The following is a 24,832-nucleotide window of genomic DNA, read 5'->3' as shown; positions in this document are numbered from 1 at the left end:
TCAATTGGTTAGCTCGAAAATTGACCAATTGATAAAAAAATAGAAAGTGTTACGCTTCCTCAAAACCAAAAGAAATTGGGGAACTGGAATGGCAGAAGGTCTTTTCAAGGAAGGCATCGTCGGCGGCCGCCTTGCGCCTGCGCAATACGCTGACAATTTCTCCGACTTGCACCCGCCGCTCGACCACCACGAGGCGCTGGTCGAGTCCGATCGGTGCTATTTCTGCTACGATGCGCCGTGCATGCAGGCATGCCCGACGTCGATCGACATCCCGATGTTCATCCGCCAGATCTCGACCGGAAATCCGATCGGCTCGGCCAAGACTATCTTCGACCAGAACATTCTCGGCGGCATGTGCGCCCGTGTCTGCCCGACCGAGACGCTGTGCGAGGAGGTCTGCGTCCGCGAGGTCGCCGAGGGCAAGCCGGTGCAGATCGGCCGCCTGCAGCGCTACGCCACCGACGTGGCGATGGGGCAGGGCAAGCAGTTCTATGAGCGCGCCGCGCCGACCGGCAAGAAGGTCGCCGTCGTGGGCGCCGGGCCGGCCGGTCTCGCCGCCGCTCACAGGCTCGCCCGCTACGGCCATGAGGTCACCATCCTCGAAGCGCGGCCCAAGGCCGGCGGCCTCAACGAATACGGCATCGCCGCCTACAAGAGCACCGACGACTTCGCCCAGGCAGAGGTCGACTACGTCACCGCGATCGGCGGCATCAACACCGAAAACGGCAAGGCGCTCGGGCGCGACTATCATCTCGCCGATCTGACCGCGTCCTACGACGCGGTGTTTCTCGGCCTCGGCCTTGCCGGCGTCAATGCTTTGCGCGCCGAAGGCGAGGACGCCAGCGGCGTCTCCGACGCCGTCGACTTCATCTCGGTGCTGCGCCAGTCGAGCGATCTTGCCGGCCTGCCGGTCGGACGCCGGGTCGTCGTCATCGGCGGCGGCATGACGGCGGTCGACGCTGCCGTGCAGTCCAAGCTGCTCGGCGCCGAGGAGGTGACGATCTGCTACCGCCGCGGCCAGGAGCACATGAACGCTTCGGGATTCGAGCAGGATCTGGCGGCTGCCAACGGTGTCGTCATCCGCCACTGGCTGCAGCCGAAGAAGGTCATTTCGGACGGAGGCAAGGTGGTTGCCATCGAACTCGAATACACCGCCATGAAGGGCGACAAGCTTTCCGGCACGGGCGAGATCGTCCGGCTCGCCGCCGACCAGGTGTTCAAAGCGATCGGCCAGAGCTTCGAACCCGCGGCGCTCAACGGCAGCGGCCCGTCGGTCGCGATGGAAGGCGGGCGCATCAAGGTGGACGGAGAGGGGCGGACGTCGCTCGCCAAGGTCTGGGCCGGCGGCGACTGTGTCGTCGACGCCCGCGAGGATTTGACCGTGGCTGCCGTGGCCGCCGGCCGCGACGCGGCTGAATCCATCAACCGCGCCTTGATGAGCTAAGGGAGGCCACGATGGCAGACATTCGCAACAATTTCGTCGGCATCAAGTCGCCCAACCCGTTCTGGCTGGCGTCCGCGCCGCCGACCGACAAGGCCTACAACGTCGTCCGCGCCTTCAAGGCGGGCTGGGGCGGCGTCGTGTGGAAGACGCTCGGCGAGGAAGGCCCGCCGGTCGTCAACGTCAACGGCCCGCGCTATGGCGCGATCTGGGGCGCCGACCGGCGCCTGCTCGGCCTCAACAATATCGAGCTGATCACCGACCGCGACCTGCAGACCAATCTGCGCGAGATCAAGCAGACCAAGATGGAGTGGCCCGACCGGGCGATCGTCGTGTCGCTGATGGTGCCCTGCGTCGAGGAAGCCTGGAAGGCGATCCTGCCGGTGGTCGAGGAAACCGGCGCCGACGGCATCGAGCTCAATTTCGGCTGCCCGCATGGCATGTCGGAACGCGGCATGGGCGCGGCCGTTGGCCAGGTGCCCGAATATATCGAGATGGTGGTGCGCTGGTGCAAGCAGAACACCCGCATGCCCGTCATCACCAAGCTGACGCCCAACATCACCGACGTGCGCAAGCCCGCGCGCGCCGCACTTGCCGGCGGCACCGACGCGGTGTCTTTGATCAACACCATCAACTCGATCACCGGCGTCGACCTCGACAGCTTCGCGCCACAGCCGACCATCGACGGCAAGGGCAGCCATGGCGGCTATTGCGGCCCAGCGGTCAAGCCGATCGCCATGAACATGGTGGCCGAGATTGCGCGCGACCCGGAGACGGCGGGCCTGCCGATCTCGGGTATCGGCGGCATCACCACCTGGCGCGATGCAGCCGAGTTCATGGCGCTCGGCGCTGGGAACGTGCAGGTCTGCACGGCCGCCATGACCTACGGCTTCAAGATCGTGCAGGAGATGATCGCCGGCCTCGAAAACTGGATGGACGAAAAGGGCCACCGTTCGCTCGACGACATCGTCGGCCGCGCCACGCCCAACGTCACCGACTGGCAGTATCTCAACCTCAACTACGTCGCCAAGGCGCATATCGACCAGGACGCCTGCATCAAGTGCGGTCGCTGCCACATCGCCTGCGAGGACACCTCGCACCAGGCGATCACCAGCATGCTCGACGGCGCGCGCCACTTCGAGGTGATCGAGGAAGAATGCGTCGGCTGCAATCTGTGCGTCAATGTCTGCCCGGTTGACGGCTGCATCACCATGGAGCCGCTGGCGGTCGGAGCGATGGACAAGCGCACCGGCAAGCCGGTGTCGCCCAACTATGCCAACTGGACGACGCATCCCAACAACCCGATGGCCAAGGTGGCGGCGGAGTAGGAGCGGCAAGCCGTGGACGACAAGGGCGAGATTGTTGAACTCGCTCTTGCCTGGGCGGAGGCGATCGTGTCCAACGATGCCGCCGCCATCGGCGCCTTCATGGCCGACGAGTGGGTGATCGTCGGCCCCGACGGCGCGACGTCCAGGGCGGATTTTCTCGCCCTGGTCGCCTCGGGCGACCTGGCCCACGACGCCATGCACGGCATTGGCGACGCCAGGGTCGAGACCTACGGCGCGACCGCGCTCTACACCGCGCGGATGTTGAACAGCGGCCATTTCCGCGGCCAAGCCTTCACGGCTGACGAATGGACCACCGACGTCTTCGTCCGCCGCGGGACCAGATGGCACTGCGTACTCAGCCACGTCACCGGGGCCACTTAGGCCAGACGCATCCGACATCGAGCAGGCCTGCGAAAACGATCCTCATCCTTGGTTCATGCTTCTATTGTGGATAATAGATATCCATGATAACAGATATCCATGAATAGGAATGTGCGGTCATGAAGCTTGGCGACGGCGTGGAGGCGGCGATCCATTGCGCGGCGATGCTGGCGGGCGTCGAGGGCGACGGCACGCTGCCGGGCAATGCCATGGCCGAGGCCTTCGGCCAGTCGCCGAGCTACCTGCTCAAGCACCTCAAGGCGCTGACCGGCGCGAAGATCCTGGAATCGGTGCCCGGGCCGAATGGCGGCTACCGGCTGGCGCGTTCGGCGGAGCAGATCACGCTGCTCGACATCGTGCTTGCTGTCGAGGGCAGGGAGCCGGCGTTCCGCTGCGGCGAGATCCGGCAGAAAGGCGCCTATGCGCTGGACGCCTCGGCCTATGTCAAACCCTGCGGCATCAACGTCGCCATGCTCAAGGCCGAACGGGCCTACCGGACGGCGCTCGCCGAAACGCGGCTGTCTGACATCGTTGCCGATTTCACCGCGGATGCCGATCCGCGCGTCGTGGCCGCCAGTTGCGCCTTCGTGGCGCAGAACCAGCGGCCGCAGAGTTCCAAGACAAGAACGATCAACGAAAGGAAGATGCCATGAAGCCCAGGCTGAATTTCTACACCGCAGCACCCGAATTGACCAAGCATCTGGTCGCGCTCAACAAGGCTGTCGACGAATGCGGGCTCGAGCGCGGCCTGCTGCACCTGGTCAAGCTCAGGGCGTCCCAGATCAACGGCTGCTCCTATTGCGTCGACATGCACAGCCGTGAAGCCAAGGCGGACGGCGAAACCGAACAGCGGCTCTGGCTCGTCGCAGCGTGGAAGGAATCGCCGCTCTTCACCGAGCGCGAGCGCATGGCGCTTTCCTGGGCCGAGACGGTCACCAACATCGCCGAGGCCGGCGTGTCGGCCGAACTGTTCGCCGCGGCGCGCAAGCATTTCTCCGAAGAGGAACTGGTCAAGCTGACTGTGGCGCTGGGTATGATCAACACCTGGAACCGGCTGTGCGTGACGTTCCACGCCGTGCATCCGGTGGCCGAAGCCAGGGCTGCCTGAGCGGAACTGGCTGCGCCCGGCCTCGCACTTGTAGTTCGGCGGAAGTTTGTGGTGCTATTGCGAAGGTCATGGCGAGTGCTGTCTGCCATTTGTCCGAAGGCAAACTTGCATTGTCGCGCCGCTGCCCTTTTCAACGAAGAGACCGCAGGCCCTGAGATTTTTCAGGAATTTGCCTTTTCCGCAAAATGAGGCAGCGAGCGCTGGATCGGCTTTGCGAAGTGCGTTGGAAAGTGTCGATAGCACAAACCAATCGCTTACGGCCGACATGGGCTCTATCTTGTCCAAGGCAGCGAGGAGGCGTGCATTGCCAGGCGATTTCGACCCGGAGTGTGCCGATGTGGTGGCCGAGAGGGGTGCCTGCTTCGGCTCTGCGCCAAGTTCAAAAAAGGCAGTGTAGGCCTTTTTCACAGCGTCGTTGGTCTTGGCCTCGCCGATACCATGGACCTCCTTGGCAGATCCGACCAACCGGTGGATGAGGGGTAGAAAATCGCGGTCGCTGGATGCTATGCAAAAGGCATCGACAAGGTCGCCGTGGAGTAGGTCCATCGCATGGATCGTCATGGCCATGTCGGTCGAGTTCTTGCCCTTACCGCTGGAGATCTGGAAAACCGGCTCAAGCGCCATGGACTGGCATTGCTCGATCCACTCTGCGAGCCGGCCTGCGGAGAAGTCACCGAAGACCTTTCTGACTACGACGTGGCCCAGAGACCTGGCTCTTGCCAACATTTCCGGTGCCCGGCTTGGCGGCAAATTGTCGGCGTCAATCAGGAGTGCAATCCGCAGGGTGGCCATCTAGTCATCCAACTCAGGCTGACGAGAGTACAATCCGATTTTTCAATATCTGGTTGCATGCAACGACAGCATTTGAACGAAGCCGCAAGATGCCGCACCGATTCAGCTTTTCGGCCTAAGTCCTTCGATGAACAGCTGTTCGAGGAAGCGGGCGGCGTCTTCGAAGCGGCCTTCGCCGCCGCGGTCGGGGCCGAGGACGGCGCGGACCTGGACGTCGAAATCGGCATAGTGCTGGGTCGTGGCCCAGATCGCGAAGATCAGGTGCCAGGGATCGGCCTGGACGACCTTGCCTGATCGCATCCAGCCCTTGATGACGTCGACCTTTTCGTCGACCAGTGTCTTCAGCTCGCCTTCGAGCATCGCCATGATGCGGGGCGCGCCCTGCAGGATCTCGTTGGCGAAGAGCCGGCTTTCGCGCGGAAAATCACGCGCCATTTCGAGCTTGCGCCTGATGTAGCCCCGCAACTCGGTCATCGGGTCGCCGATGTTGTCGAGTTCCTTCAGCGGCGCCAGCCAGGTTTCCAGCAGCCGGTGCATCAGCGTCTCGTGGATGTCTTCCTTGCGGCGGAAATAATAGAGCAAATTGGGCTTCGACATGCCCGCCGCCTCGGCGATCTGGTCGATGGTCGAACCGCGGAACCCATTGGTGGAGAACACCTCCAGCGCCGCTTCGAGAATGACCTCGCGCTTCTCTTTCTGGATGCGGGTACGGCCGCGCGGTGTCGAGCCTTCCATGGTTATGGCGTCCCGCATTGGAGGGTGGACGGAGATCGTATCTGGACCAATCCGCTGGACCAGTTCTTGCCGACCTGTGGAGCGCGCCTCAGAAGCCGCATTTCCGGTAGTAATCCCTTGACCGCCGAAGCGGCGGTGCTAACGTTTGTCCAATCGGTCAAAAAATTGCGTAACACAAAAACGCACCGAAGACCAAGCGTTGGCCGTACCGAAACAGGGGAAGAAAGGAAAGCTTGGTCATGTCGGACAGGCTAAAAGTTACGCCCAACGATCTCAGCGCATTCTGGATGCCGTTCACCTCGAACAGGCAGTTCAAGCAGGCGCCACGCATGATGGTTGCGGCCAAGGACATGCATTACACATCGAGCGACGGCCGCAAGATTCTCGATGGCACCGCCGGTCTGTGGTGCGTCAATGCCGGCCACTGCCGGCCCAAGATCACCGAGGCGATCCAGAAACAGGCGGCCGAGCTCGACTACGCGCCGGCTTTCCAGATGGGCCACCCGATCGTCTTCGAACTGGCCAACCGCCTCGTCGACATCGCGCCGCAGGGCATGGACCACGTGTTCTTCACCAATTCCGGTTCGGAATCGGTCGAGACCGCGCTGAAAATGGCGATCGCCTACCAGCGCGTGAAGGGCGAGGGCGCGCGTACCCGCCTCATCGGCCGCGAGCGCGGCTATCACGGCGTCAATTTCGGCGGCATCTCGGTCGGCGGCATCGTCACCAACCGCAAGATGTTCGGCACGCTTCTGGGCGGCGTCGATCACCTGCCGCACACGCACCTGCCCGCCAAGAACGCCTTCACCAAGGGCGAGCCGGAATATGGCGCGGAGCTGGCCGATGAGCTCGAGCGCATCGTAACCCTGCATGACGCCTCGACCATCGCCGCCGTCATCGTCGAGCCGGTCGCCGGGTCCACCGGCGTGCTGATCCCGCCGAAGGGCTATTTGCAGAAGCTGCGCGACATCTGCACCAAGCACGGCATCCTGCTGATCTTCGACGAGGTCATCACCGGTTTCGGCCGTCTCGGCACGCCGTTCGCAGCCGATTATTTCGGCGTCGTCCCCGACATCATCACCACCGCCAAGGGCGTCTCCAACGGCGTCATCCCGATGGGCGCGGTGTTCGTGAAGAAGGAAATCCACGACGCCTTCATGACCGGCCCCGAGCACATGATCGAGTTCTTCCACGGCTACACCTATTCGGGCAATCCGATTGCCTCGGCCGCGGCACTGGCCACGCTCGACACCTACAAGGAAGAGGGGCTCCTGACCCGCGGCGCCGAACTCGGCGCCTATTGGGAAGAGGCGCTGCATTCGCTGAAGGACGAGCCGCATGTCATCGACATCCGCAACATCGGCCTGATCGGCGCGATCGAGCTGTCGCCGATTGCCGGCGCACCGACCAAGCGCGCCTTCTCGGCCTTCGTGAAGGCGTTCGAGCGCGGCGCGCTGATCCGCACCACCGGCGACATCATCGCGCTGTCGCCGCCGCTGATCATCACCAAGGGCCAGATCGACGAACTGATCGATCACGTCCGCGAGGTGCTGCGGACGATCGACTGACCAACGGAGCTTGAACCCGGAGGGCGTCCATGCTCTCCGGAGACGGCTCCGAGAGACAAAAAGGGGTCCCGTCCGTGGATGGGGCTCCTGGCGAAAGCCACCGAAGGAAATCCGGCGCCGGGAACCGCTGGGTTTCCGGGCATAACAAGAGAATGAGAGGACGTTGGCCATGGCCGCCCCAGGCGAGAATCTGCGAATCAATTCAGACCGTTTGTGGGATTCGCTGATGGAGATGGCGAAGATCGGCCCCGGCATCGCCGGCGGCAACAATCGCCAGACGCTGACCGACGAGGATGGCGAAGGCCGCCACCTGTTCAAGAAATGGTGCGACGAGGCCGGCCTCGAAATGGGCGTCGACGAGATGGGCACGATGTTTGCCCGCCGCGAAGGCACCGATCCCGCGGCGCTGCCGGTCTATGTGGGCAGCCATCTCGACACCCAGCCGACGGGCGGCAAGTTCGACGGCGTGCTCGGCGTGCTCGGCGGGCTCGAGGTCATCCGCAGCCTCAACGACCTCGGCATCAAGACCAAGCATCCGATCGTCGTGACCAACTGGACCAACGAAGAGGGCACGCGCTTTGCGCCGGCCATGCTGGCTTCCGGCGTGTTTGCCGGCGTGCTGGAGCAGGACTGGGCCTATGCACGCCAGGATGCGCACGGCAAGCATTTCGGCGATGAGCTGGAACGTATCGGCTGGAAAGGTTCCGAAAAGGTCGGCGCCCGCAAGATGAAGGCGTTCTTCGAGCTGCACATCGAGCAGGGGCCGATCCTCGAGGACGAGGAGATCGAGATCGGCGTGGTGACCCATGGCCAGGGGCTCAAATGGCTGCAGGTGACGCTGACCGGCATGGAAGCGCATACCGGCTCGACGCCGATGTACAAGCGCCGCAACGCCGGCCTGGGCATGGCGCGGGTGACCGAACTGGTGCACGAGGTGGCGATGGACTACCAACCCGACGCCGTCGGTGCCGTCGGCCACATGGAGGTCTATCCCAACTCGCGCAACATCATCGCCGGGCGCACCGTCTTCACCATCGACATCCGCTCGCCGGAAAAGGAGGTGCTGGATGCGATGGACGGGCGCGTGCGCGAGGGCATCGCCACCATCTGCGAGGCGCTCGACATCTCCTTCGAGATCGAGCAGGTCGGCCATTTCGACCCCGTTGCCTTCGACACTGATTGCGTCAAGGCGGTGCGCGACGCCGCCGACCGGCTCGGCTACAGCCATCGCGACATCGTCTCGGGTGCCGGCCACGATGCCTGCTGGATCAACCGCGTCGCGCCGACGGCGATGGTCTTCTGCCCCTGCGTCGACGGGCTGAGCCACAACGAGGCCGAGGAAATCTATCCCGAATGGGCCGCCGCCGGCTGCGACGTGCTGTTTCATGCCGTGGTCGAGACCGCGGAGATCGTGGAGTGAATTTTTGGACCGACATTGCCGCGCAGGATGGCCTTTCCCCCAAGGGGGAAGGGCTGCTTGCGCTTTGCCTGTGCGGAGTGCCTGTCCTTATATGATCTGAAAATTTGCCAAAGCGCTCGGAAAGAAGCGTGGCAGCAATTGGGGAACCAAAATGACCAAAGTCATCCGAAACGGCACCATCGTCACGGCGGACCGGACGTGGAAGGCCGACGTGCTGGTCCAGCATGGCAAGATCGTCGCCATCGGCGAGAACTTGCATGCCGACCACGAATTCGACGCCACCGGCTGCTACATCATGCCGGGCGGCATCGACCCGCACACCCATCTCGAAATGCCCTTCATGGGCACCTATTCGGCCGACGACTTCGAGAGCGGCACGCGCGCGGCACTCTCCGGCGGCACGACGATGGTGGTCGATTTCTGCCTGCCGTCGCCGGGCCAGTCGCTGCTCGAAGCGCTGCAGATGTGGGACAACAAGACCTCCAAGGCGTGCTCCGACTACTCGTTCCACATGGCCATAACCTGGTGGGGCGAGCAGGTGTTCAACGAGATGGCCCAGGTCGTCGACAAGGGCATCACCTCGTTCAAGCACTTCATGGCCTACAAGGGCGCGCTGATGGTCGACGACGACGAGATGTACTCGTCGTTCAAGCGTTGCGCCGAGCTCGGCGCGCTGCCGCTGGTGCATGCCGAAAACGGCGACGTGGTGGCCCAACTGTCGGCCAAGCTTCTGGCCGAAGGCAACAACGGGCCGGAGGCGCATGCCTATTCGCGGCCGCCGGAAGTGGAGGGCGAGGCGACCAACCGCGCCATCATGATCGCCGACATGGTGGGCAGCCCGCTCTATGTCGTGCATACTTCCTGCGAGCAGGCGCATGAGGCGATCCGCCGGGCCCGGCAGAAGGGCATGCGCGTCTATGGCGAGCCGCTGATCCAGCACCTGGTGCTCGACGAGACCGAATATTTCAACAAGGACTGGGACCATGCGGCACGCCGGGTGATGAGCCCGCCCTTCCGCAACAAGCTGCACCAGGATTCGCTGTGGGCCGGCCTGCAGGCGGGGTCGCTGCAGGTGGTGGCGACCGACCATTGCTCGTTCACGACCCAGCAGAAGCGCACCGGCGTCGGCAACTTCACCAAGATCCCCAACGGCACCGGCGGCCTCGAGGACCGCATGCCTGTCTTGTGGACCAAGGGCGTCAACACCGGCCGTCTGACGATGAACGAGTTCGTGGCGGTGACCTCGACCAACATCGCCAAGATCCTCAACATGTATCCCAAGAAGGGCGCCATCGTCGAAGGCGCGGATGCCGACCTCGTGGTGTGGGATCCCAAGCGCAAGAAGACGATCGCGGCCAAGCACCAGCAGTCGGTGATCGACTACAACGTCTTCGAGGGCATCGAGCTGACCGGCCTGCCGCGCTTCGTCTTCACCCGCGGCGAGCTGGCGATCCAGGAGCACGAGATCAAGGCCAATCCCGGTCACGGCGAGTTCGTGGCCCGCGAGCCGCATGCGGCGGTCAACCGGGCGCTGTCGCAGTGGAAGGAGATCACCGCGCCGCGCAAGGTCGAACGCACAGGCATCCCGGCGACGGGCGTGTAGACGCGCCTGCGCGCAGGCAATCTCCGTGTACCGAACAGGGATGGCGGCCGCGCCTTGCGGCCGCAAGGATGGCGCCGGAACGACATCCGGCTTCAAGGCCAGCAAAAACATCCCGATCAAGTGGACGCCTGCCTCATCTTCGGAGAGGATGGCATGATGTGGGGTAAAGTCGGGCAATGCTCATGACAGTCAATCAAGCCACGGCGACGAGCGTCGAACGAAACGCCGTCGTCGAAGCCAGACAACTGGGGCTGACCTTCCAGACCAATGACGGCCCGGTGCGGGCGCTGTCGGACGTCAATCTGACCATCAACAAGGGCGAGTTCGTCTCCTTCATCGGGCCTTCGGGCTGCGGCAAGACGACGTTCCTGCGGGTCATTGCCGATCTCGAGCAGCCGACCGAAGGCAAGATCTCGATCAACGGCATGTCGCCCGAGCAGGCGCGCGAGGCGCGGGCTTATGGCTACGTGTTCCAGGCAGCCGCGCTGTTTCCGTGGCGGACGATCGAAAGCAATGTCGGGCTGCCGCTGGAGATCATCGGCCTGCCCAAGGCCGAGCAGCAGGCGCGCATCAAGCGCACGATGGATCTGGTCAACCTCTCCGGCTTCGAGAAGAAATATCCTTGGCAACTGTCCGGCGGCATGCAGCAGCGCGCCTCGATTGCGCGAGCGCTCGCCTTCGACGCCGACCTGCTGTTGATGGACGAGCCCTTCGGCGCGCTCGACGAGATCGTTCGCGACCACCTCAACGAACAGCTGCTTCGGCTGTGGGCGCAGACCAACAAGACGATCTGCTTCGTCACGCATTCGATTCCCGAGGCCGTCTATCTCTCGACGCGCATCGTGGTGATGTCGCCGCGGCCGGGGCGGGTGACCGACGTGATCGAGTCGACGCTGCCAGCGGAAAGACCACTCGACATCCGCGAGAGCCCGGAGTTCCTGGCGATCGCCGCGCGCGTCCGCGATGGGCTCAGGGCTGGGCACAGCTATGACGACTGACATGGGGTTCGAGGATCCTCGTACGTCGCGGATTACAACTTCGAACATCAATGGCGAGGTTATCTTGCGCGTGCCTCCCAGCCGTAACGCATTTGGGTTGGCCTTTCTGCTGGTGTGGCTAGGCGCGTGGACTGCCGGCGGAGTCATGGCGTTCAATCAGCTCGGTGTAGCGCAGGGTGGGGCACAGGGTTTTCTGCTGTTCTGGCTATGCGCATGGGCGTTGGGCTGGATTGGGGCCGTCGGCACTCTCGTGTGGCAGATTTTCGGTGCCGAGGTGATCGGGGCGACCAGCGTTGCGTTGACGCATTCCTACCGGCTGCTCTTCTGGTCGCGCACACGCAGGTTCAATCCGGCCTCCATCACAAAGCTCCGCTGGAAAGAGGGGAGTGGATCACAGTGGAGCCGCCAAGGGGATCCGTCTTCAGTGGCCTTCGATTACGGCGCGAAGACAATCCAGGTGGCCAAGGGCGTAGACTCCGGCGAGGGTGAATACATCGTCAGCACCCTTCGGCAGCGGCTTGGCCTTGAGAGGGCGCGCCCATGAACATCAAGGAACCTAAGATGTGCAGCCGCCAGCCTCGGGAGGTCCACTGATGGATCGCCTCAGAGACCGGGTCGTTCCCGTCATCACCATCCTCGTGGTCATCGTGGCCGCCTGGTATGCCTTCGCCGTCTACATGAACGCGCCGTTCCAGCGCGATCTCGACCGGCGGGCGGGCGAGACGCCGACGACGATGGAATTCATCGGCAAGACGCTGTCGCAGCCGAAGCCGACCATGCCGGCGCCGCACCAGGTGGCGCAGAATTTCTTTGAAAACACCTTCCTCAGGAAGGTCACCAGCGCGCGCAGCCTCGTCTACCATTCGTGGGTGACGCTGTCGTCGACGCTGCTGGGCTTCACTTTCGGCACTGCACTCGGCATCCTGATCGCCGTCGGCATCGTGCATGTCATCGCGCTCGACCGCTCGCTGATGCCGTGGATCATTGCCTCGCAGACGATCCCGATCCTGGCTGTCGCGCCGATGATCATCGTCGTGCTGGCGGCGATCGGCATCACCGGCCTGATCCCCAAGGCGCTGATCTCGACCTACCTGTCGTTCTTCCCCGTCGCCGTCGGTATGGTGAAGGGCCTGCGTTCGCCCGATCTCATGCATCTCGACCTGATGCACACCTACAATGCGAGCAAATCGCAGACCTTCTGGAAGCTGCGCGTGCCGGCCTCGGTGCCGTTCCTGTTCGCCTCGATGAAGGTGGCGGTGGCGGCAAGCCTCGTCGGCGCGATCGTCGGTGAGCTGCCGACCGGGGCGGTGGCCGGCATCGGCGCCAAGCTGCTCGCCGGCTCCTATTACAGCCAGACCATCGACATGTGGGCAGCACTCGTCGCCGGCTCGGTGGTCGCGGCCATGCTGGTTGTGCTGGTGGGGATCGTCGGCAGGCTTGTCGAACGTTCGATGGGCGGGAGGCCGGCATGATGAATTCCAAACCCTCCTGGCAAGTCTTGCTGGCGCTGGTGCTGTGCGCCGCCGCCATGGCGACGATGCCGATGCTTGCGACCGAGGCCACGGCGCCGATGTCGAACGGCATGTCGTCGCTTGTCATCGGGCTCGTCGCGTTGAGCGGCGTGGCCTCCTTCGCCATGTTTTCCGGCCTCGCCAGCGCTGCCGTGCTTTTCATCGGGGCGCATGGGGCCGCGTGGCTGCTGATTGCGGGCATCTCGGGCAATGAAGGCATGGCACGCACGCCGTACTTCCTGCTGCTGACCGCCGCGTGGCTGCTGGCGTGGCGCTGCGTGGCGGTGCTGTCGGCTCATAGGCCGGTGTCGCAGCAGGCCAGGACGTTGCTGCGCCTGGTGATCCCGGCGATCTTCGGCGCCTGGATCCTGATCATCTGGGAAGCGGTGACGCGCGGGGCGGGCATTCCCTTCATCCTGCTGCCGCCGCCGAGCGCGATTGCGGCGCGCATCGGCGCCTCGCTGCCGACGCTTGCCGCCGACGTGCGCCAGACGATCTTCAAGGCTGTGTTGTTCGGCTACATCGTCGGCTGCGCGTCGGGTTTCGCGGTCGCGATCCTGGCCGACCGCGTGCCCTTCCTGCGCAAAGGGCTTCTGCCGATTGGCAACATGGTGTCGGCGCTGCCGATCATCGGCGTCGCCCCGATCATGGTGATCTGGTTCGGCTTCGAGTGGCAGTCGAAGGCGGCCGTGGTCATCATCATGACCTTCTTCCCGATGCTGGTGAACACGGTTGCCGGCCTCGCCGCATCGGGACACATGGAGCGCGACCTGATGCGCACCTATGCGTCCAACTACTGGCAGACGCTGTTCAAGCTGCGCCTGCCGGCGGCAGCACCGTTCATCTTCAACGCGTTGAAGATCAACTCCACGCTGGCGCTGATCGGCGCTATCGTCGCCGAATTCTTCGGCACGCCAATCGTCGGCATGGGCTTCCGCATCTCGACCGAGATCGGGCGCATGAATGTCGACATGGTCTGGGCGGAGATCGCTGTTGCGGCTCTGGCCGGTTCCGTCTTCTATGGCGTGGTCGCCCTGATCGAGAGGGCCACCACTTTCTGGCATCCGTCTGTCCGTGGTGGGCGGGCGTGACCTGAGCTCCTTGGGCGGGGCCGCGGTCCAACTTCAGAGGGAAAAAGAAGATGAAAAGACTGATGATATCGTTGATGGTGGGAGCGATGTCGCTGGCCGCCGCACAGGCGGCACTTGCCGCCGACAAGGTGACGCTGCAGCTCAAGTGGGTGACGCAGTCGCAGTTTGCCGGCTACTACGTCGCCAAGGAGAAGGGCTTCTACGGCGAGGAGAACCTGGACGTCGACATCAAGCCGGGCGGCCCCGACATTGCGCCGGAGCAGGTGATCGCCGGCGGCGGCGCCGACGTCATCGTCGACTGGATGGGCGGCGCGCTGGCGGCCCGTGAGAAGGGCGTTGGCCTGGTCAACATCGCCCAGCCCTACAAGAAGGCCGGCATGGAACTGGTCTGCCCGAAGGACGGGCCGGTCAAGACCGAAGCCGACTTCAAGGGCAAGACGCTGGGCGTCTGGTTCTTCGGCAATGAATATCCGTTCTTCGCCTGGATGAACAAGCTCGGCCTGTCGACCGAGGGCGGCGCCGATGGCGTGACCGTGCTGAAGCAGAGCTTCGACGTGCAGCCGCTGATCCAGAAGCAGGCCGACTGCATCTCGGTCATGACCTACAACGAGTACTGGCAGCTGATCGACGCCGGCTTCAAGCCGGACGAGCTGACCGTCTTCAACTACACCGCCATGGGCAATGACCTGCTCGAGGACGGCCTCTATGCGATGGAAGACAAGCTCAAGGACCCGGCCTTCGAAGACAAGATGGTGCGGTTCGTGCGCGCCTCGATGAAGGGCTGGAAGTATGCCGTCGACAATCCCGACGAGGCAGCCGGCATCGTCGTCGATAATGGCGGCCAGGACGAAAACCACCAGAAGCGCATGATGGGCGAGGTGGCCAAGCTGATCGACAATGCCGACGGCAAGCTGATCGAGGCGGCCTACAAGCGTACGGCAGAAGCGCTCCTGGCGCAGAAGATCATCACCAAGGAGCCCTCGGGCGCCTGGACGTCCACGATCACCGACAAGGCGATCAAGTAAGGTCTTCCGCCGGCGCATAGCGTTGCCGCAGGAGATGCCAACGACCTCTCCCCGCTCACTGCGGGGGGAGGAGTGGCCGCCGGGGCTCCCAAGGCGTGCCGCGACAATGGGGAATGAGCGCTGATCTCAGCAACGACCGCCCGGGGGAGCGCCTCAGGTGGCCGTCGTTTCCGCCGAAGGCAGCCTTGATTGCCGCCTGAGCAACATGTCCTTGGCGGCGATCGCTGCGCCTGCCGTGATCAGGATGCAGGCGAGCGCGACCGACCAATGGAACGCGCCGAAGCCCGCCAGCAAGAGCACGATCACCGAAAAAAGTGGCGCCGCGTATGACAGGGCGCCCAGGACCATGATCTCGCCGTGCTTGCAGCCGTAATCCCAGGCATAAAAACCGGCTCCGAGCGGTATGGTGCCCAGGATGACGATGGCGGCCCACTGTGTTGCCGCCTCGGGCCAGATGGTGGTCTCAAGCGCCAGATGAAGCGCGAACGCAACCGCCGAGGTGATGAGGCAGTAGCCGGCGACCACGTCCGTCGGGACCTGGCCGAAGCGACGGGATAGGACCGAGTATCCGGACCAGATGAACGCGCAGAACAGCGCGATGACATGCCCTGGCCTGATCCCGTCGGCAAGTCCGACGCTGCCACCCTTGGTGATGACGACAATAGCGCCCGCAAGTCCAAGGATGACGCCGATCACGTGGTGCGTTTTCAGCTTTTCACCGGGAAGGAAGGCGGCGAACACGACAATCAGCAGCGGCCATAGATAGGCGATCAGGCTGACCTCGACGGGTGGGGCCGACTGGATCGCGAAAAAGTAGGCGCAGTGATAGATGCACAGTCCGGCCGTGCCCAACGCCCACACCTGCCATGGCTGTCGCAACGACCTGATTGCCTGGGGCCGCACGATCCAGCTGGAGGCGCCGACAAGGCCGCCCAGGGCGAATGTCATGGCGGCAAGCTGGAACGGCGGAATGGCTCCCGCCGCGGTCGAAAGCAAGGCAAGGAACGACCAGGTCAGGATGGCGACAAAGCCAATCAGGGTTGCTGCTGTCCTGTTCATGCCCAATCCCGTCCATGCGCGAATACCTAGTTGGTGACATGGAACCAGGGGAGGACGGCGGTCGCATCAAGTCGCGCACTGTCTGGAACGCGACCTAGTCTCGCGACCCCCACCATGGCGACAGTTCCAAGCGGCTCGGGCGCAAGGCCCGACCGCCGTTCAGACGCTAGTTTGCCACCGTGTAGAAGGTCAGCGTGCGCGGCTCGCCCTTGGAATAGTTCATGCCCTCGATACGGCCGCGCTCCTTGAGTGCTGCTGCGCCGCCCGGCACTGCGGCGAGGAAGGCCTCGCTCTCGGCTGCCGAAACGACTGCAATGGCACATGCCGGATCTGCCGCCAGGGCTGCCGCGGCGCCCTTGCCATTGGTGAGTTCAGTGGAGGTGCCCGCGAGGAAGACCAGGCTCGGTTCGCTGTAGCCGGCCGAAGCGAGCACCGAGGTGGTGCAGGGTTTCAGCTTCTCGAACTGCGCGGCAATCTGCGGGCTGAGCCATAACGGCTTGAGCGGCGGCAGCACCTTCAGGGTCAGTACGCCGAAGGCCGCGGCGGCGGCGGCGGCGGCAATGCCGGTGCGCTTGAGCGGCGACATGTCGCTCGGCATGCCGGCGCCGAGCGTGGCGGCAACCAGGACCAGCAGCCCGGCCAGTTGGCCCCACCAGGAGAACTGGCCGAGGAAGTAGGGCGTGATGCCGAGTGCGATGGCGGCAAGGCCGGCACTGATGCCGAAGACGCCAAAGGCGCAGGCGCGGCGGATCCAGAGCTGCCAGCGCGACAGCTCGATGCCTGCGGCGGACGGGTCGGTCAGCGACCAGGCCATCAGCAGGATCAGCGCGGGATAGGCCGGCAGCGCATAGTGCGGCAGCTTGGTGGGGATCAGCTCGATGGCGATCCAGTAGGGCAGGTACCAGGCAAGGCAGAACAGCAGGCGCGGGTCGTCACGGAAGCGCTTGAGCGCCTTGAGACCGCCTTCGAGCGCGACGAGCGCGAAGGGCCACATGAACACGGAATAGGTCAGGAAGTAGTAGCCGGGCGGAAAGCCGTGCGATTCCTGGCCGGAGCCAACCTTGCTCAACAGGTCCTTGCCGACCGATTCCTGCCAGAATTCGGTGCCGGTCTTGATGGTGATGAGGATCAGCCAGGGCGCGGCGACGAACAGCATCACAAGGAGGCCGGTGAAGGGCCGGAGCTTGCGCAGCCAGGAGTGGTCGCGGTCGAGGATGGCGATGGCGGCGACCGTGAGCAGGCTCAGGAACGGGATGACCGGACCCTTGATCAACAGGGCAAGGCCGTGGGCAATCCAGAACAGCCAGTTGGCCTTGCCCTGCGGCCGGCCGGCCTTGTGGCCGAGATAGACGGCGGCCAGCGCACCCTGTGCGAGCAGGGCCGTGGCGAGCAATGTTGCGTCGGTCTTGGCGATGCGCGCCTCGACGCCGAGCATCAGGATGCCCATGAGGCCGAGGCCGGCAATGGCGCCGGCCGTGCGGCCGAACATGCGGTCGCCGACGAAGGCGAGCGCAAGGACGGAGAAGGTGCCGGCCAGTACCGAGACCAGGCGGTAGACCCAGATCGGGGCGTCGCTGCCCTTTCCGCTGACCAGGACCGCGGCCGACTGCAGCCAATAGATGCCGGCCGGCTTCTTGTAGCGCGGCACGTCCTGGAAGCGGATGTCGACATAGTCGCCGCTCTCGACCATCTGCTTGGTCGCCTGGACGAAGCGCGACTCGTCGCGATCGGTCGGCGGCAGGGTGGAGATGCCGGGCGCAAAGGCAAACAGGCAGAGTGCCGCGAGCAGGAGATAGGTGAACAGAGACAAAGACTTATCTTGGGTCTCTGCGTTCTTGATTCCGGTTCTCAGCATGCCCGGGCTACTCGGCGTCGGCCATGGCGGCGCGCCGCTCATTGGCGATCAGCCAGAGATTGCGGATGTAGATGAACAGGCCGAGGCCCTGGCCGGCAATGAACACCGGATCCTGGCGCTGGATGGCATAGATCAAGAGGAGGGCGCCGCCGCCGAGCGAGAAGAACCAGAAGGCGACGGGAACGACCGAGCGCTTGGCGCGCTCGGAAGCGAGCCATTGCACCACGAAGCGCATGGTGAACATGCCCTGGGCAAGGAAACCGAGCAGGATCCAGCCGTCGAACTGGGCGACGAAAACATCGTGCAGCCAGGTGCCGAGTTCGGAAATCAGGTTCATTGGCCAAGCTCCGTGACCGATGGCACGACCTTGCGGCGGCGGCGCAGCCACCAGACACCGAAAAGGTCGAGGACGCCGCGCAGTCCGCGATCCAGGATGCCGTAGTTGGATTTGCCGTGGCGGCGCGAGCGGTCGACGACATCGACATGGACGACGCCGCGGCCTTCGCGCAGCGAAAGCGCGGGCAGGTAGCGGTGCCAGCCGTCGAAGAACGGCAACTGGCGGAACAGATCGGTGTGCAGCGCCTTGAGGCCGCAGCCGGAATCGCGCGTGCCGTCGCGCAGGATCATCTCGCGCAGGCCGTTGGCGAAGCGCGAGGACAGTTGCTTGAGTTTGGTGTCGGTGCGCTTGAGGCGTTGGCCGGCGGCGATGCCGACGGAGGGGCCGGCGGCGATCAGCGCGTCGGCAAGCCTGGGCAGGTAGGCGGGGTCGTTCTGGCCGTCGCCATCCATGGTGACGACGATGCTGCCGCGCGCCGCGAAGACGCCGGAGCGGACGGCGGCACTCTGGCCGGCTGAGCGGTCATGCCTGACATGGCGCAGGCGACCGGCGCTGCGCGCCAGTTCGGCGAGAACGTCGGCCGTGCGATCGGTCGAGCCGTCATCGACGACGATGACCTCATAGTCGCGGCCGGCCATGGCGTCGTGGACCTCGCCGACCAGGATCGGCAGGTTCTCGGCTTCGTTCTTGCACGGAATGACGATTGAAATCATCAGCTTGCCTGGGACATGTTAGATTGGATGGTGGAATGCGCGGCCTCAATATCACCAAAGCCGCGCATTTGCCACGACGCTCGCGCTTTCCCTGGGGCAAGTCCCGCTTGTCCCAGGGGGGCGGGGATCAGCGCTTGTCCCTGATGTCGCTCAGCGTGCGGGTCGGCGTGATGGCCTCGGGATCGAGCTTGATCTCGATGATCGTGGGCTTGCCGCTGGCACGCGCGCGCTCGAAGGCGGGGGCGAACTCGTCGGTCTCGCGCACCGTCTCGCCATGGCCGCCATAGGCACGGGCGAGGGCGGCGAAATCGGGGTTCCTGAGGTCGGTCGCCTCGACGCGGCCGGGATATTCGCGCTCCTGGTGCATGCGGATGGTGCCGTAGATGCCGTTGTTGACGACGATGACGATGATCGGCAGGCCGTATTGCACGGCGGTGGCAAACTCCTGGCCGTTCATCATGAAGCAGCCGTCGCCGGCGAAAGCCACGACCTCGCGCTCGGGAAACAGGCCCTTGGCGGCGACTGCCGCCGGCGTGCCGTAGCCCATCGAGCCCGACGTCGGCGCGCCCTGGGTGGCAAAGCGACGGAAGCGGTGGAAGCGGTGGACCCAGGTGGCGTAGTTGCCGGCGCCGTTGGTGAGGATGGCGTTCTCGGGCAGGACCTTTTCCAGCCAGTTCATGATCGGGCCCATCTGGACGGCACCCGGGCCGGCGAGCGGCGGGGTCGACCATTCGAGATAGGCGGCGTGCAGCGCCCTGGTGTTTTCGCTCCATGCCGGCTTTGCCGCCGGCTTGCGCTTGGCAAAGGCCTCGACGAAGGCCGCCGGCGACGCGTTGATGGCGATGGTCGGGCGGTAGACGCGGCCGAGTTCGTCGGCGTCGGCATGGACGTGGACGAGCTGCTGGTCGGGATAGGGGCTCTTGATCAGCGTGTAGTCCGAGGACGGCATCTCGCCGAAGCGGCCGCCGACAAGCAGAACCACGTCGGCGTCCTTGATCGCCTTGGCGATCTTGGGGTTGACGCCGATGCCGACGTCGCCAGCGTAGTTTTCATGCAGGTGGTCGAACAGCATCTGGCGGCGGAAGGAAACGCCGACCGGCAGCGACCAGGCCTCGGAAATCTTCTTCATGCGCTCGACGGCTTCGGCGTTCCAGCGCGTGCCACCGAGGATGACGAAGGGGTTTTTGGCGCCGTTGAGCAACGCTTCCAGCTTGACCAGTTCCTCTTCGCCAGGGCGGGTTTCGACGGCCACGGCGGGCAGGGCGACCGGGGCCTCGACGACGCTGGTCAGCATGTCCTCGGGCAGCGAGATGACGACCGGACCGGGACGGCCGGAAGTGGCAACGGAGAAGGCGCGGGTGAGCAGTTCTGGGATGCGCGCGGCATCGTCGATCTCGACCACCCACTTGGCGATGTCGCCGAAGAAGCGGCGATAGTTGACCTCCTGGAAGGCCTCGCGCTCCTTGGCGTGGCTGGCCACCTGGCCGATGAACAGGATCATCGGGATGGAATCCTGCATGGCGATGTGCACGCCGGCCGACGCGTTGGTGGCGCCGGGGCCGCGGGTGACGAAGCAGATGCCGGGCTTGCCGGTCAGGCGGCCGTGGCAGTCGGCCATCATCGCGGCACCCCCCTCCTGGCGGCAGACGATGCTGCGGATCTTGGAATCATGCAGGGCGTCGAGCACGGCCAGGTAGGATTCGCCCGGCACGCAATACATGCGGTCGACGCCATTGGCCTCGAGCGCGTCGACGATCAGTTGTCCGCCGGTCTTCATTTTTGTTTCTTCTCCAGTTCGGCAAGGATTTCCGCGGTGTGTTCCCCCAGCCGCGGTGAAGGTCTGACATAAGAAAGAGGGGTCTCGGACATGACCATTGGCGCGCGCACCGAGGGCAGCTTGTTGCCGTGGCCGTCGTCGAGATCCATGCGCATGCCGCGGGCGATCGCCTGCGGGTCGGCGAAGGCCTGGCCGATGTTGTTGATGGGGCTTGCCGGCACGCCTGATGCCTCGAGCCGGGCGAGCAAGGTTTCGCGGTCGAAGGCGGCGAGTGCGGCGACGATCTTTTCGCGCAGTTCGACACGGTTGGCGACGCGCGCCGAATTGGTGGCGAAGAGCGGGTCGGCGGCGAGGTCGTCGAGGCCGACGATGGCGCAGAACTTCTGGAACTGGCCGTCATTGCCGACAGCGAGGATGAAGTGGCCGTCGCGCACCGGCAGCACCTCGTAGGGCGAGATGTTGGGATGGGCGTTGCCCATCTGCACCGGCGAATTGCCCGAGACCAGGTAGTTGAGGTTCTGGTTGGCGAGCACCGACATCTGGGCGTCGAATAGTGCCATGTCGACATGCTGGCCCTGGCCGGTGGCTTCGGCGTGGCGCAGTGCCGCCTGGATGGCGATGACCGAATAGAGGCCGGTGAAGATGTCGGTGACGGCGACGCCGACCTTTTGCGGCTCSCCGCCGGCAGGGCCGGTGATCGACATCAGGCCGGACATGCCCTGGACGATGAAATCGTAGCCGGCGCGTGGGGCGTAAGGGCCCGACTGGCCAAAGCCGGTGATCGAGCAGTAGACCAGCTTCGGATTGATCTTCTTCAGGCTGTCGTAGTCGAGGCCGTATTTCTTGAGGCCGCCGAGCTTGAAGTTCTCGATCAGAACGTCGGCGTCCGACACCAGCTTGCGCACGATCTCCGCGCCTTCCGGCGTTGAGAAGTCGAGCGCGATCGAGCGCTTGCCACGGTTGCAGGCGTGATAATAGGCGGCCGACAGGTTCTCGCCGTCTTGGCCGGTGACGAAGGGGGGGCCCCATTTGCGGGTGTCATCGCCGCCATCGGGGTTTTCCACCTTGATGACATCGGCGCCGAGATCGGCGAGCAACTGTCCGGCCCAGGGGCCAGCGAGGATGCGGGCGAGTTCGATGACGCGGACGCCGTGAAGGGGCGGATGGCTCATGGGGCACCAGAGATCATTTCGGTCGCGCCACGATCTATCAGGAGTCCCGGTGTGCCGCCACCACGTTGCGATGGGCCAGCACCCATGTTCACCGCAGAAATGTGAGGTCGAGCCAGCCGGCGAAATCGGCCATGATGGCATCGCGGTTCAGCTCGTTCAGGCTTTCGTGGCGGGTTTCGGCGTAAACCGTTGAAACGAGATTCGAAAAACCCATCCGGCGCAGGCGGAAAGCAAGCGCCTCGACCGCCTTGCCGCCATCGGTTGCCGGATCGTGGGCACCGCCGGCGAGGTTGAACGGCAGGTCCTTGCGCACGCTTGCAAAGTTGCGGTCGTCGGCACCGGCAAAGACCAGCTCGAAAATGTCGGTCCACATCGACACCGAGGCATTCCAGCCGCAGAGCGGGTCGGCGATGTAGGCATCGACCTCTGCCGCGTCGCGTGACAGCCAGTCGAAATCGGTGCGGCGGCCGGGGATCTTCTTCGCCCAATCTCCGAAGGTCAGCCGGGGCAGGATGCGCGAGGGCACGTCGGAACCCAGCCGGAAGCGCTCGAAGGCGAGGATCGCCTGTGCCAGCCGGCCGAGGAGGCCAGCGGAGAAATTGGCGTTCCAGATGGCCGCGGCTGCGACCTGTTCAGAATGGCGCAGCACGAAGTTGAGCGCGATCAGCCCACCCATGGAGTGGCCGAAGACCACCACCGGCAGGCCGGGATGCTGGACGGCGATGAAGTCGTGCACGGCGCCGACGTCGGCAAGGACGCGATCGACGCCGTCCCTGGCCGCAAAACGCCCGGTGGGCGCATCGGGCGCCGAGGTCGCGCCATGGCCGCGATGGTCATGGGCGTAGACGTGGCAGCCGTGGCCGGCGAGGAAGTCGGCGAAGCGGCCATAGCGCGCGGCATGCTCGGCCAGCCCGTGGTTGACCTGCACCACCGCCCGGGCAGGGACCTCGGCGCGGCGGACAAACAGGTTGATATGGGCGCCCGTGGGCGATGCGAGCGGAATGCGGCTGTCGAACGGCATTGTTGTCTTCCCTCGACCCGGACTGTTGAGGGTGCAAGCCTTGCGCGTCAAGGGCGGCGGCAGCGGATCAACACGACAATGTCAGGAGGCGGCGGCAGGGCACTTGTTCGCACGACATCAGCCCATATATTCCGCTAACCCCAGCGCCGGCATGCCCCCAGCCGGTTTTTGCTTCCATTTTCATTCACATCTCAAGCGATGATCGCCATGCAGCCGATTATTTCCGTTTCCAATCTTTCCAAGACATATGCGTCGGGCTTTTCGGCGCTGAAGAACATCAATCTCGACATCAGCCGCGGCGAGATCTTCGCCCTGCTCGGGCCCAACGGCGCCGGCAAGACGACGCTGATCAGCATCATCTGCGGCATCGTCAACCCGACCGAAGGCACGGTGCTGGCGGACGGGCACGACATCGTTCGCGACTACCGCGACGCGCGTTCGCGCATCGGGCTGGTGCCGCAGGAACTGACCACCGATGCCTTCGAAACCGTGTGGGCGACGGTCAGCTTCAGCCGCGGCCTGTTCGGCAAGCCTGCCAATCCGGCCCATATCGAGAAGATCCTGAAAGACCTCTCGCTGTGGGAGAAGAAGGACAGCAAGATCATGACGCTGTCGGGCGGCATGAAGCGGCGCGTGATGATCGCCAAGGCGCTGTCGCACGAACCGCAGATACTGTTCCTCGACGAGCCGACCGCCGGCGTCGACGTCGAACTGAGGCGCGACATGTGGGAGGTGGTGCGTTCGCTGCGCGAAACCGGCGTCACCATCATCCTGACCACGCACTACATCGAGGAGGCCGAGCAGATGGCCGACCGGGTCGGCGTGATCAGCCATGGCGAGATCATCCTGATCGAGGACAAGGCGGAGCTGATGCACAAGCTCGGCCGCAAGCAGCTGACGCTGCAGCTGCAGCAAAGGCTGGAGCAGGTGCCGGCGGAGCTTTCGAGCCACGGGCTGGAGCTGTCCGACGACGGCAACGAGCTCGTCTACACCTATGACACCCAAGGCGAGCGGACGGGCATCACCGCGCTGCTCAAGGATCTCAACGACGCCGGAATCCGCTTCAAGGACCTGCAGACCAAGCAGAGTTCGCTGGAGGAGATCTTCGTCAACCTGGTGAGTGAACGGCGATGAATTATCACGCTATCCGCGCAATCTACCTGTTCGAAATGGCGCGCACCTGGCGCACGCTGCTGCAGAGCATCGTTTCGCCGGTCATTTCGACCTCGCTCTATTTCGTCGTCTTCGGCGCGGCCATCGGCTCGCGCATCAGCGAGATCAACGGCATCAGCTACGGCGCCTTCATCGTGCCGGGGCTGATCATGCTGTCGCTTCTGACGCAGAGCATCTCCAACGCCTCGTTCGGCATCTATTTCCCGAAATTCGTCGGCACCATCTACGAACTGCTGTCGGCGCCGGTGTCCTATCTGGAGATCGTCATCTCCTATGTCGGGGCGGCGGCGTCGAAGTCGATCATCCTCGGGCTGATCATCCTGGCGACCGCCTCGCTGTTCGTGCCGCTGCAAATCCAGCATCCCGGCTGGATGCTGCTGTTCCTGGTGCTGACGGCCGTCACCTTCAGCCTGTTCGGCTTCATCATCGGCATCTGGGCCGGCAATTTCGAGCAATTGCAATTGGTGCCGATGCTGATCGTGACACCGCTGACCTTCCTTGGCGGCAGCTTCTACTCCATCGACATGCTGCCGCCGCTGTGGCGCACCGTGTCGCTGTTCAACCCGGTGGTCTATCTGGTGAGCGGCTTCCGCTGGAGCTTCTTCGGCGTGTCGGACGTCAATGTCGGCATCAGCCTCGGCATGACGCTTGCTTTCCTCGCTGCCTGCCTGATCGCGGTCTGGTGGATCTTCAGGACTGGCTGGCGCATCAAGGCGTAAGGGGG

Annotated in this window: 24 protein-coding genes; 15 read left to right on the top strand and 9 right to left on the bottom strand. The window is 64.3% G+C overall.

Annotated elements, in window-relative coordinates; genetic code table 11:
- Positions 1-88 precede the first annotated feature (88 nt).
- The 5 genes from ASC75_RS01865 (at position 89) to ASC75_RS01845 (ending at position 4,258) form a co-directional block, all read left to right on the top strand.
- Positions 89-1,444: an NAD(P)-dependent oxidoreductase gene (locus tag ASC75_RS01865; protein ID WP_055969890.1), complete on the top strand. Its 1,356-nt coding sequence runs from the start codon at positions 89-91 to the stop codon at positions 1,442-1,444.
- Between the two features lie 11 nt (positions 1,445-1,455).
- A complete protein-coding gene (preA, locus tag ASC75_RS01860; protein ID WP_055969887.1) occupies positions 1,456-2,769 on the top strand; it encodes an NAD-dependent dihydropyrimidine dehydrogenase subunit PreA in 1,314 nt (437 codons plus the stop codon).
- Positions 2,770-2,781: 12 nt separating this feature from the next.
- Positions 2,782-3,150, top strand: coding sequence for a nuclear transport factor 2 family protein (locus ASC75_RS01855; RefSeq protein WP_055969883.1), 369 nt, complete (start codon positions 2,782-2,784; stop codon positions 3,148-3,150).
- Positions 3,151-3,269: 119 nt separating this feature from the next.
- Entirely contained in the window at positions 3,270-3,803 is a 534-nt protein-coding gene (locus tag ASC75_RS01850) for an Rrf2 family transcriptional regulator (RefSeq protein ID WP_055969880.1), read from the top strand.
- Entirely contained in the window at positions 3,800-4,258 is a 459-nt protein-coding gene (locus ASC75_RS01845; RefSeq protein ID WP_055969877.1) for a carboxymuconolactone decarboxylase family protein, read from the top strand. The genes ASC75_RS01850 and ASC75_RS01845 overlap by 4 nt, the downstream gene beginning before the upstream one ends.
- Positions 4,259-4,324: 66 nt before the next feature.
- On the opposite strand, the gene ASC75_RS01840 is transcribed toward ASC75_RS01845, so the two are convergent.
- Positions 4,325-5,050 carry an NYN domain-containing protein gene (locus ASC75_RS01840; RefSeq protein WP_055969874.1) on the bottom strand — a complete coding sequence of 242 codons (726 nt, stop codon included), beginning with the start codon at positions 5,048-5,050 and terminating at the stop codon, positions 4,325-4,327.
- A 102-nt stretch (positions 5,051-5,152) separates the two neighbouring features.
- A complete protein-coding gene (locus tag ASC75_RS01835) occupies positions 5,153-5,785 on the bottom strand; it encodes a TetR family transcriptional regulator C-terminal domain-containing protein (protein WP_055970613.1) in 633 nt (210 codons plus the stop codon).
- A 239-nt stretch (positions 5,786-6,024) separates the two neighbouring features.
- Here ASC75_RS01835 and ASC75_RS01830 point away from each other — a divergent pair, with 239 nt between their 5' ends.
- From ASC75_RS01830 to ASC75_RS01795, 8 genes are all read left to right on the top strand, one after another.
- Positions 6,025-7,353 carry an aspartate aminotransferase family protein gene (locus ASC75_RS01830; protein WP_055969871.1) on the top strand — a complete coding sequence of 443 codons (1,329 nt, stop codon included), beginning with the start codon at positions 6,025-6,027 and terminating at the stop codon, positions 7,351-7,353.
- Between the two features lie 169 nt (positions 7,354-7,522).
- On the top strand, positions 7,523-8,773 hold the full coding sequence (locus tag ASC75_RS01825; RefSeq protein WP_055969855.1) for a Zn-dependent hydrolase: 1,251 nt from the start codon (positions 7,523-7,525) through the stop codon (positions 8,771-8,773).
- 151 nt (positions 8,774-8,924) lie between these two features.
- Positions 8,925-10,376, top strand: coding sequence for a dihydropyrimidinase (hydA, locus tag ASC75_RS01820; protein ID WP_055969852.1), 1,452 nt, complete (start codon positions 8,925-8,927; stop codon positions 10,374-10,376).
- 176 nt (positions 10,377-10,552) lie between these two features.
- A complete protein-coding gene (locus ASC75_RS01815; protein ID WP_184117359.1) occupies positions 10,553-11,374 on the top strand; it encodes an ABC transporter ATP-binding protein in 822 nt (273 codons plus the stop codon).
- On the top strand, positions 11,364-11,918 hold the full coding sequence (locus tag ASC75_RS01810) for a hypothetical protein (RefSeq protein WP_156381061.1): 555 nt from the start codon (positions 11,364-11,366) through the stop codon (positions 11,916-11,918). Before ASC75_RS01815 ends, ASC75_RS01810 begins: the two co-directional genes overlap by 11 nt.
- A gap of 49 nt (positions 11,919-11,967) precedes the next feature.
- Complete coding sequence (locus ASC75_RS01805) at positions 11,968-12,846, top strand: ABC transporter permease (protein ID WP_055969846.1); 879 nt, start codon at positions 11,968-11,970, stop codon at positions 12,844-12,846.
- Positions 12,843-13,976: an ABC transporter permease gene (locus tag ASC75_RS01800; protein ID WP_055969842.1), complete on the top strand. Its 1,134-nt coding sequence runs from the start codon at positions 12,843-12,845 to the stop codon at positions 13,974-13,976. The genes ASC75_RS01805 and ASC75_RS01800 overlap by 4 nt, the downstream gene beginning before the upstream one ends.
- A 50-nt stretch (positions 13,977-14,026) precedes the next feature.
- A complete protein-coding gene (locus tag ASC75_RS01795) occupies positions 14,027-15,001 on the top strand; it encodes an ABC transporter substrate-binding protein (protein ID WP_055969839.1) in 975 nt (324 codons plus the stop codon).
- 153 nt (positions 15,002-15,154) lie between these two features.
- On the opposite strand, the gene ASC75_RS01790 is transcribed toward ASC75_RS01795, so the two are convergent.
- From ASC75_RS01790 to ASC75_RS01760, 7 genes are all read right to left on the bottom strand, one after another.
- Positions 15,155-16,060 (bottom strand): EamA family transporter, encoded by a 906-nt coding sequence (locus tag ASC75_RS01790; protein ID WP_055969836.1) that lies wholly within the window; start codon positions 16,058-16,060, stop codon positions 15,155-15,157.
- A 166-nt stretch (positions 16,061-16,226) separates the two neighbouring features.
- Complete coding sequence (locus ASC75_RS01785; RefSeq protein ID WP_055969833.1) at positions 16,227-17,870, bottom strand: glycosyltransferase family 39 protein; 1,644 nt, start codon at positions 17,868-17,870, stop codon at positions 16,227-16,229.
- Positions 17,871-17,922: 52 nt separating this feature from the next.
- On the bottom strand, positions 17,923-18,252 hold the full coding sequence (locus ASC75_RS01780) for a lipid-A-disaccharide synthase N-terminal domain-containing protein (RefSeq protein WP_055969830.1): 330 nt from the start codon (positions 18,250-18,252) through the stop codon (positions 17,923-17,925).
- On the bottom strand, positions 18,249-18,965 hold the full coding sequence (locus ASC75_RS01775; RefSeq protein ID WP_055969827.1) for a glycosyltransferase family 2 protein: 717 nt from the start codon (positions 18,963-18,965) through the stop codon (positions 18,249-18,251). Before ASC75_RS01775 ends, ASC75_RS01780 begins: the two co-directional genes overlap by 4 nt.
- 127 nt (positions 18,966-19,092) lie before the next feature.
- Positions 19,093-20,742: a thiamine pyrophosphate-binding protein gene (locus ASC75_RS01770; RefSeq protein WP_055969824.1), complete on the bottom strand. Its 1,650-nt coding sequence runs from the start codon at positions 20,740-20,742 to the stop codon at positions 19,093-19,095.
- On the bottom strand, positions 20,739-21,914 hold the full coding sequence (locus tag ASC75_RS01765) for a CaiB/BaiF CoA-transferase family protein (protein WP_055969821.1): 1,176 nt from the start codon (positions 21,912-21,914) through the stop codon (positions 20,739-20,741). The genes ASC75_RS01770 and ASC75_RS01765 overlap by 4 nt, the downstream gene beginning before the upstream one ends.
- A gap of 88 nt (positions 21,915-22,002) precedes the next feature.
- Positions 22,003-22,935, bottom strand: coding sequence for an alpha/beta hydrolase (locus ASC75_RS01760; RefSeq protein ID WP_055969818.1), 933 nt, complete (start codon positions 22,933-22,935; stop codon positions 22,003-22,005).
- Positions 22,936-23,142: 207 nt separating this feature from the next.
- On the opposite strand from ASC75_RS01760, the gene ASC75_RS01755 reads away from it, so the two are divergent.
- Together ASC75_RS01755 and ASC75_RS01750 are read left to right on the top strand one after the other, a co-directional pair.
- Positions 23,143-24,069, top strand: a complete 927-nt coding sequence (locus ASC75_RS01755; protein WP_055970611.1) for an ABC transporter ATP-binding protein — start codon at positions 23,143-23,145, stop codon at positions 24,067-24,069.
- Positions 24,066-24,827, top strand: coding sequence for an ABC transporter permease (locus tag ASC75_RS01750; protein ID WP_055969815.1), 762 nt, complete (start codon positions 24,066-24,068; stop codon positions 24,825-24,827). The genes ASC75_RS01755 and ASC75_RS01750 overlap by 4 nt, the downstream gene beginning before the upstream one ends.
- The last annotated feature ends 5 nt before the right edge of the window (positions 24,828-24,832 follow it).

This window comes from Aminobacter sp. DSM 101952, from assembly GCF_001424795.1.
GTDB lineage: Bacteria > Pseudomonadota > Alphaproteobacteria > Rhizobiales > Rhizobiaceae > Aminobacter > Aminobacter aganoensis.
The sequence above is the reverse complement of the archived record's forward strand: the minus strand, read 5'-3'. Positions and strand labels throughout refer to the sequence as shown.

Bases quoted from the DNA above. Each gene is read 5' to 3' on its own strand.
- ASC75_RS01840 (WP_055969874.1), bottom strand. From the start codon at position 5,050: ATGGCCACCCTGCGGATTGCACTCCTGATTGACGCCGACAATTTGCCG.
- ASC75_RS01775 (WP_055969827.1), bottom strand. From the start codon at position 18,965: ATGATTTCAATCGTCATTCCGTGCAAGAACGAAGCCGAGAACCTGCCG.
- ASC75_RS01790 (WP_055969836.1), bottom strand. From the start codon at position 16,060: ATGAACAGGACAGCAGCAACCCTGATTGGCTTTGTCGCCATCCTGACC.
- ASC75_RS01800 (WP_055969842.1), top strand. From the start codon at position 12,843: ATGATGAATTCCAAACCCTCCTGGCAAGTCTTGCTGGCGCTGGTGCTG.
- ASC75_RS01815 (WP_184117359.1), top strand. From the start codon at position 10,553: ATGCTCATGACAGTCAATCAAGCCACGGCGACGAGCGTCGAACGAAAC.
- ASC75_RS01850 (WP_055969880.1), top strand. From the start codon at position 3,270: ATGAAGCTTGGCGACGGCGTGGAGGCGGCGATCCATTGCGCGGCGATG.
- preA (WP_055969887.1), top strand. From the start codon at position 1,456: ATGGCAGACATTCGCAACAATTTCGTCGGCATCAAGTCGCCCAACCCG.
- ASC75_RS01865 (WP_055969890.1), top strand. From the start codon at position 89: ATGGCAGAAGGTCTTTTCAAGGAAGGCATCGTCGGCGGCCGCCTTGCG.
- ASC75_RS01805 (WP_055969846.1), top strand. From the start codon at position 11,968: ATGGATCGCCTCAGAGACCGGGTCGTTCCCGTCATCACCATCCTCGTG.
- ASC75_RS01770 (WP_055969824.1), bottom strand. From the start codon at position 20,742: ATGAAGACCGGCGGACAACTGATCGTCGACGCGCTCGAGGCCAATGGC.
- ASC75_RS01760 (WP_055969818.1), bottom strand. From the start codon at position 22,935: ATGCCGTTCGACAGCCGCATTCCGCTCGCATCGCCCACGGGCGCCCAT.
- ASC75_RS01825 (WP_055969855.1), top strand. From the start codon at position 7,523: ATGGCCGCCCCAGGCGAGAATCTGCGAATCAATTCAGACCGTTTGTGG.
- ASC75_RS01750 (WP_055969815.1), top strand. From the start codon at position 24,066: ATGAATTATCACGCTATCCGCGCAATCTACCTGTTCGAAATGGCGCGC.
- ASC75_RS01810 (WP_156381061.1), top strand. From the start codon at position 11,364: ATGACGACTGACATGGGGTTCGAGGATCCTCGTACGTCGCGGATTACA.
- ASC75_RS01835 (WP_055970613.1), bottom strand. From the start codon at position 5,785: ATGGAAGGCTCGACACCGCGCGGCCGTACCCGCATCCAGAAAGAGAAG.
- ASC75_RS01780 (WP_055969830.1), bottom strand. From the start codon at position 18,252: ATGAACCTGATTTCCGAACTCGGCACCTGGCTGCACGATGTTTTCGTC.
- ASC75_RS01845 (WP_055969877.1), top strand. From the start codon at position 3,800: ATGAAGCCCAGGCTGAATTTCTACACCGCAGCACCCGAATTGACCAAG.
- ASC75_RS01830 (WP_055969871.1), top strand. From the start codon at position 6,025: ATGTCGGACAGGCTAAAAGTTACGCCCAACGATCTCAGCGCATTCTGG.
- hydA (WP_055969852.1), top strand. From the start codon at position 8,925: ATGACCAAAGTCATCCGAAACGGCACCATCGTCACGGCGGACCGGACG.
- ASC75_RS01755 (WP_055970611.1), top strand. From the start codon at position 23,143: ATGCAGCCGATTATTTCCGTTTCCAATCTTTCCAAGACATATGCGTCG.
- ASC75_RS01795 (WP_055969839.1), top strand. From the start codon at position 14,027: ATGAAAAGACTGATGATATCGTTGATGGTGGGAGCGATGTCGCTGGCC.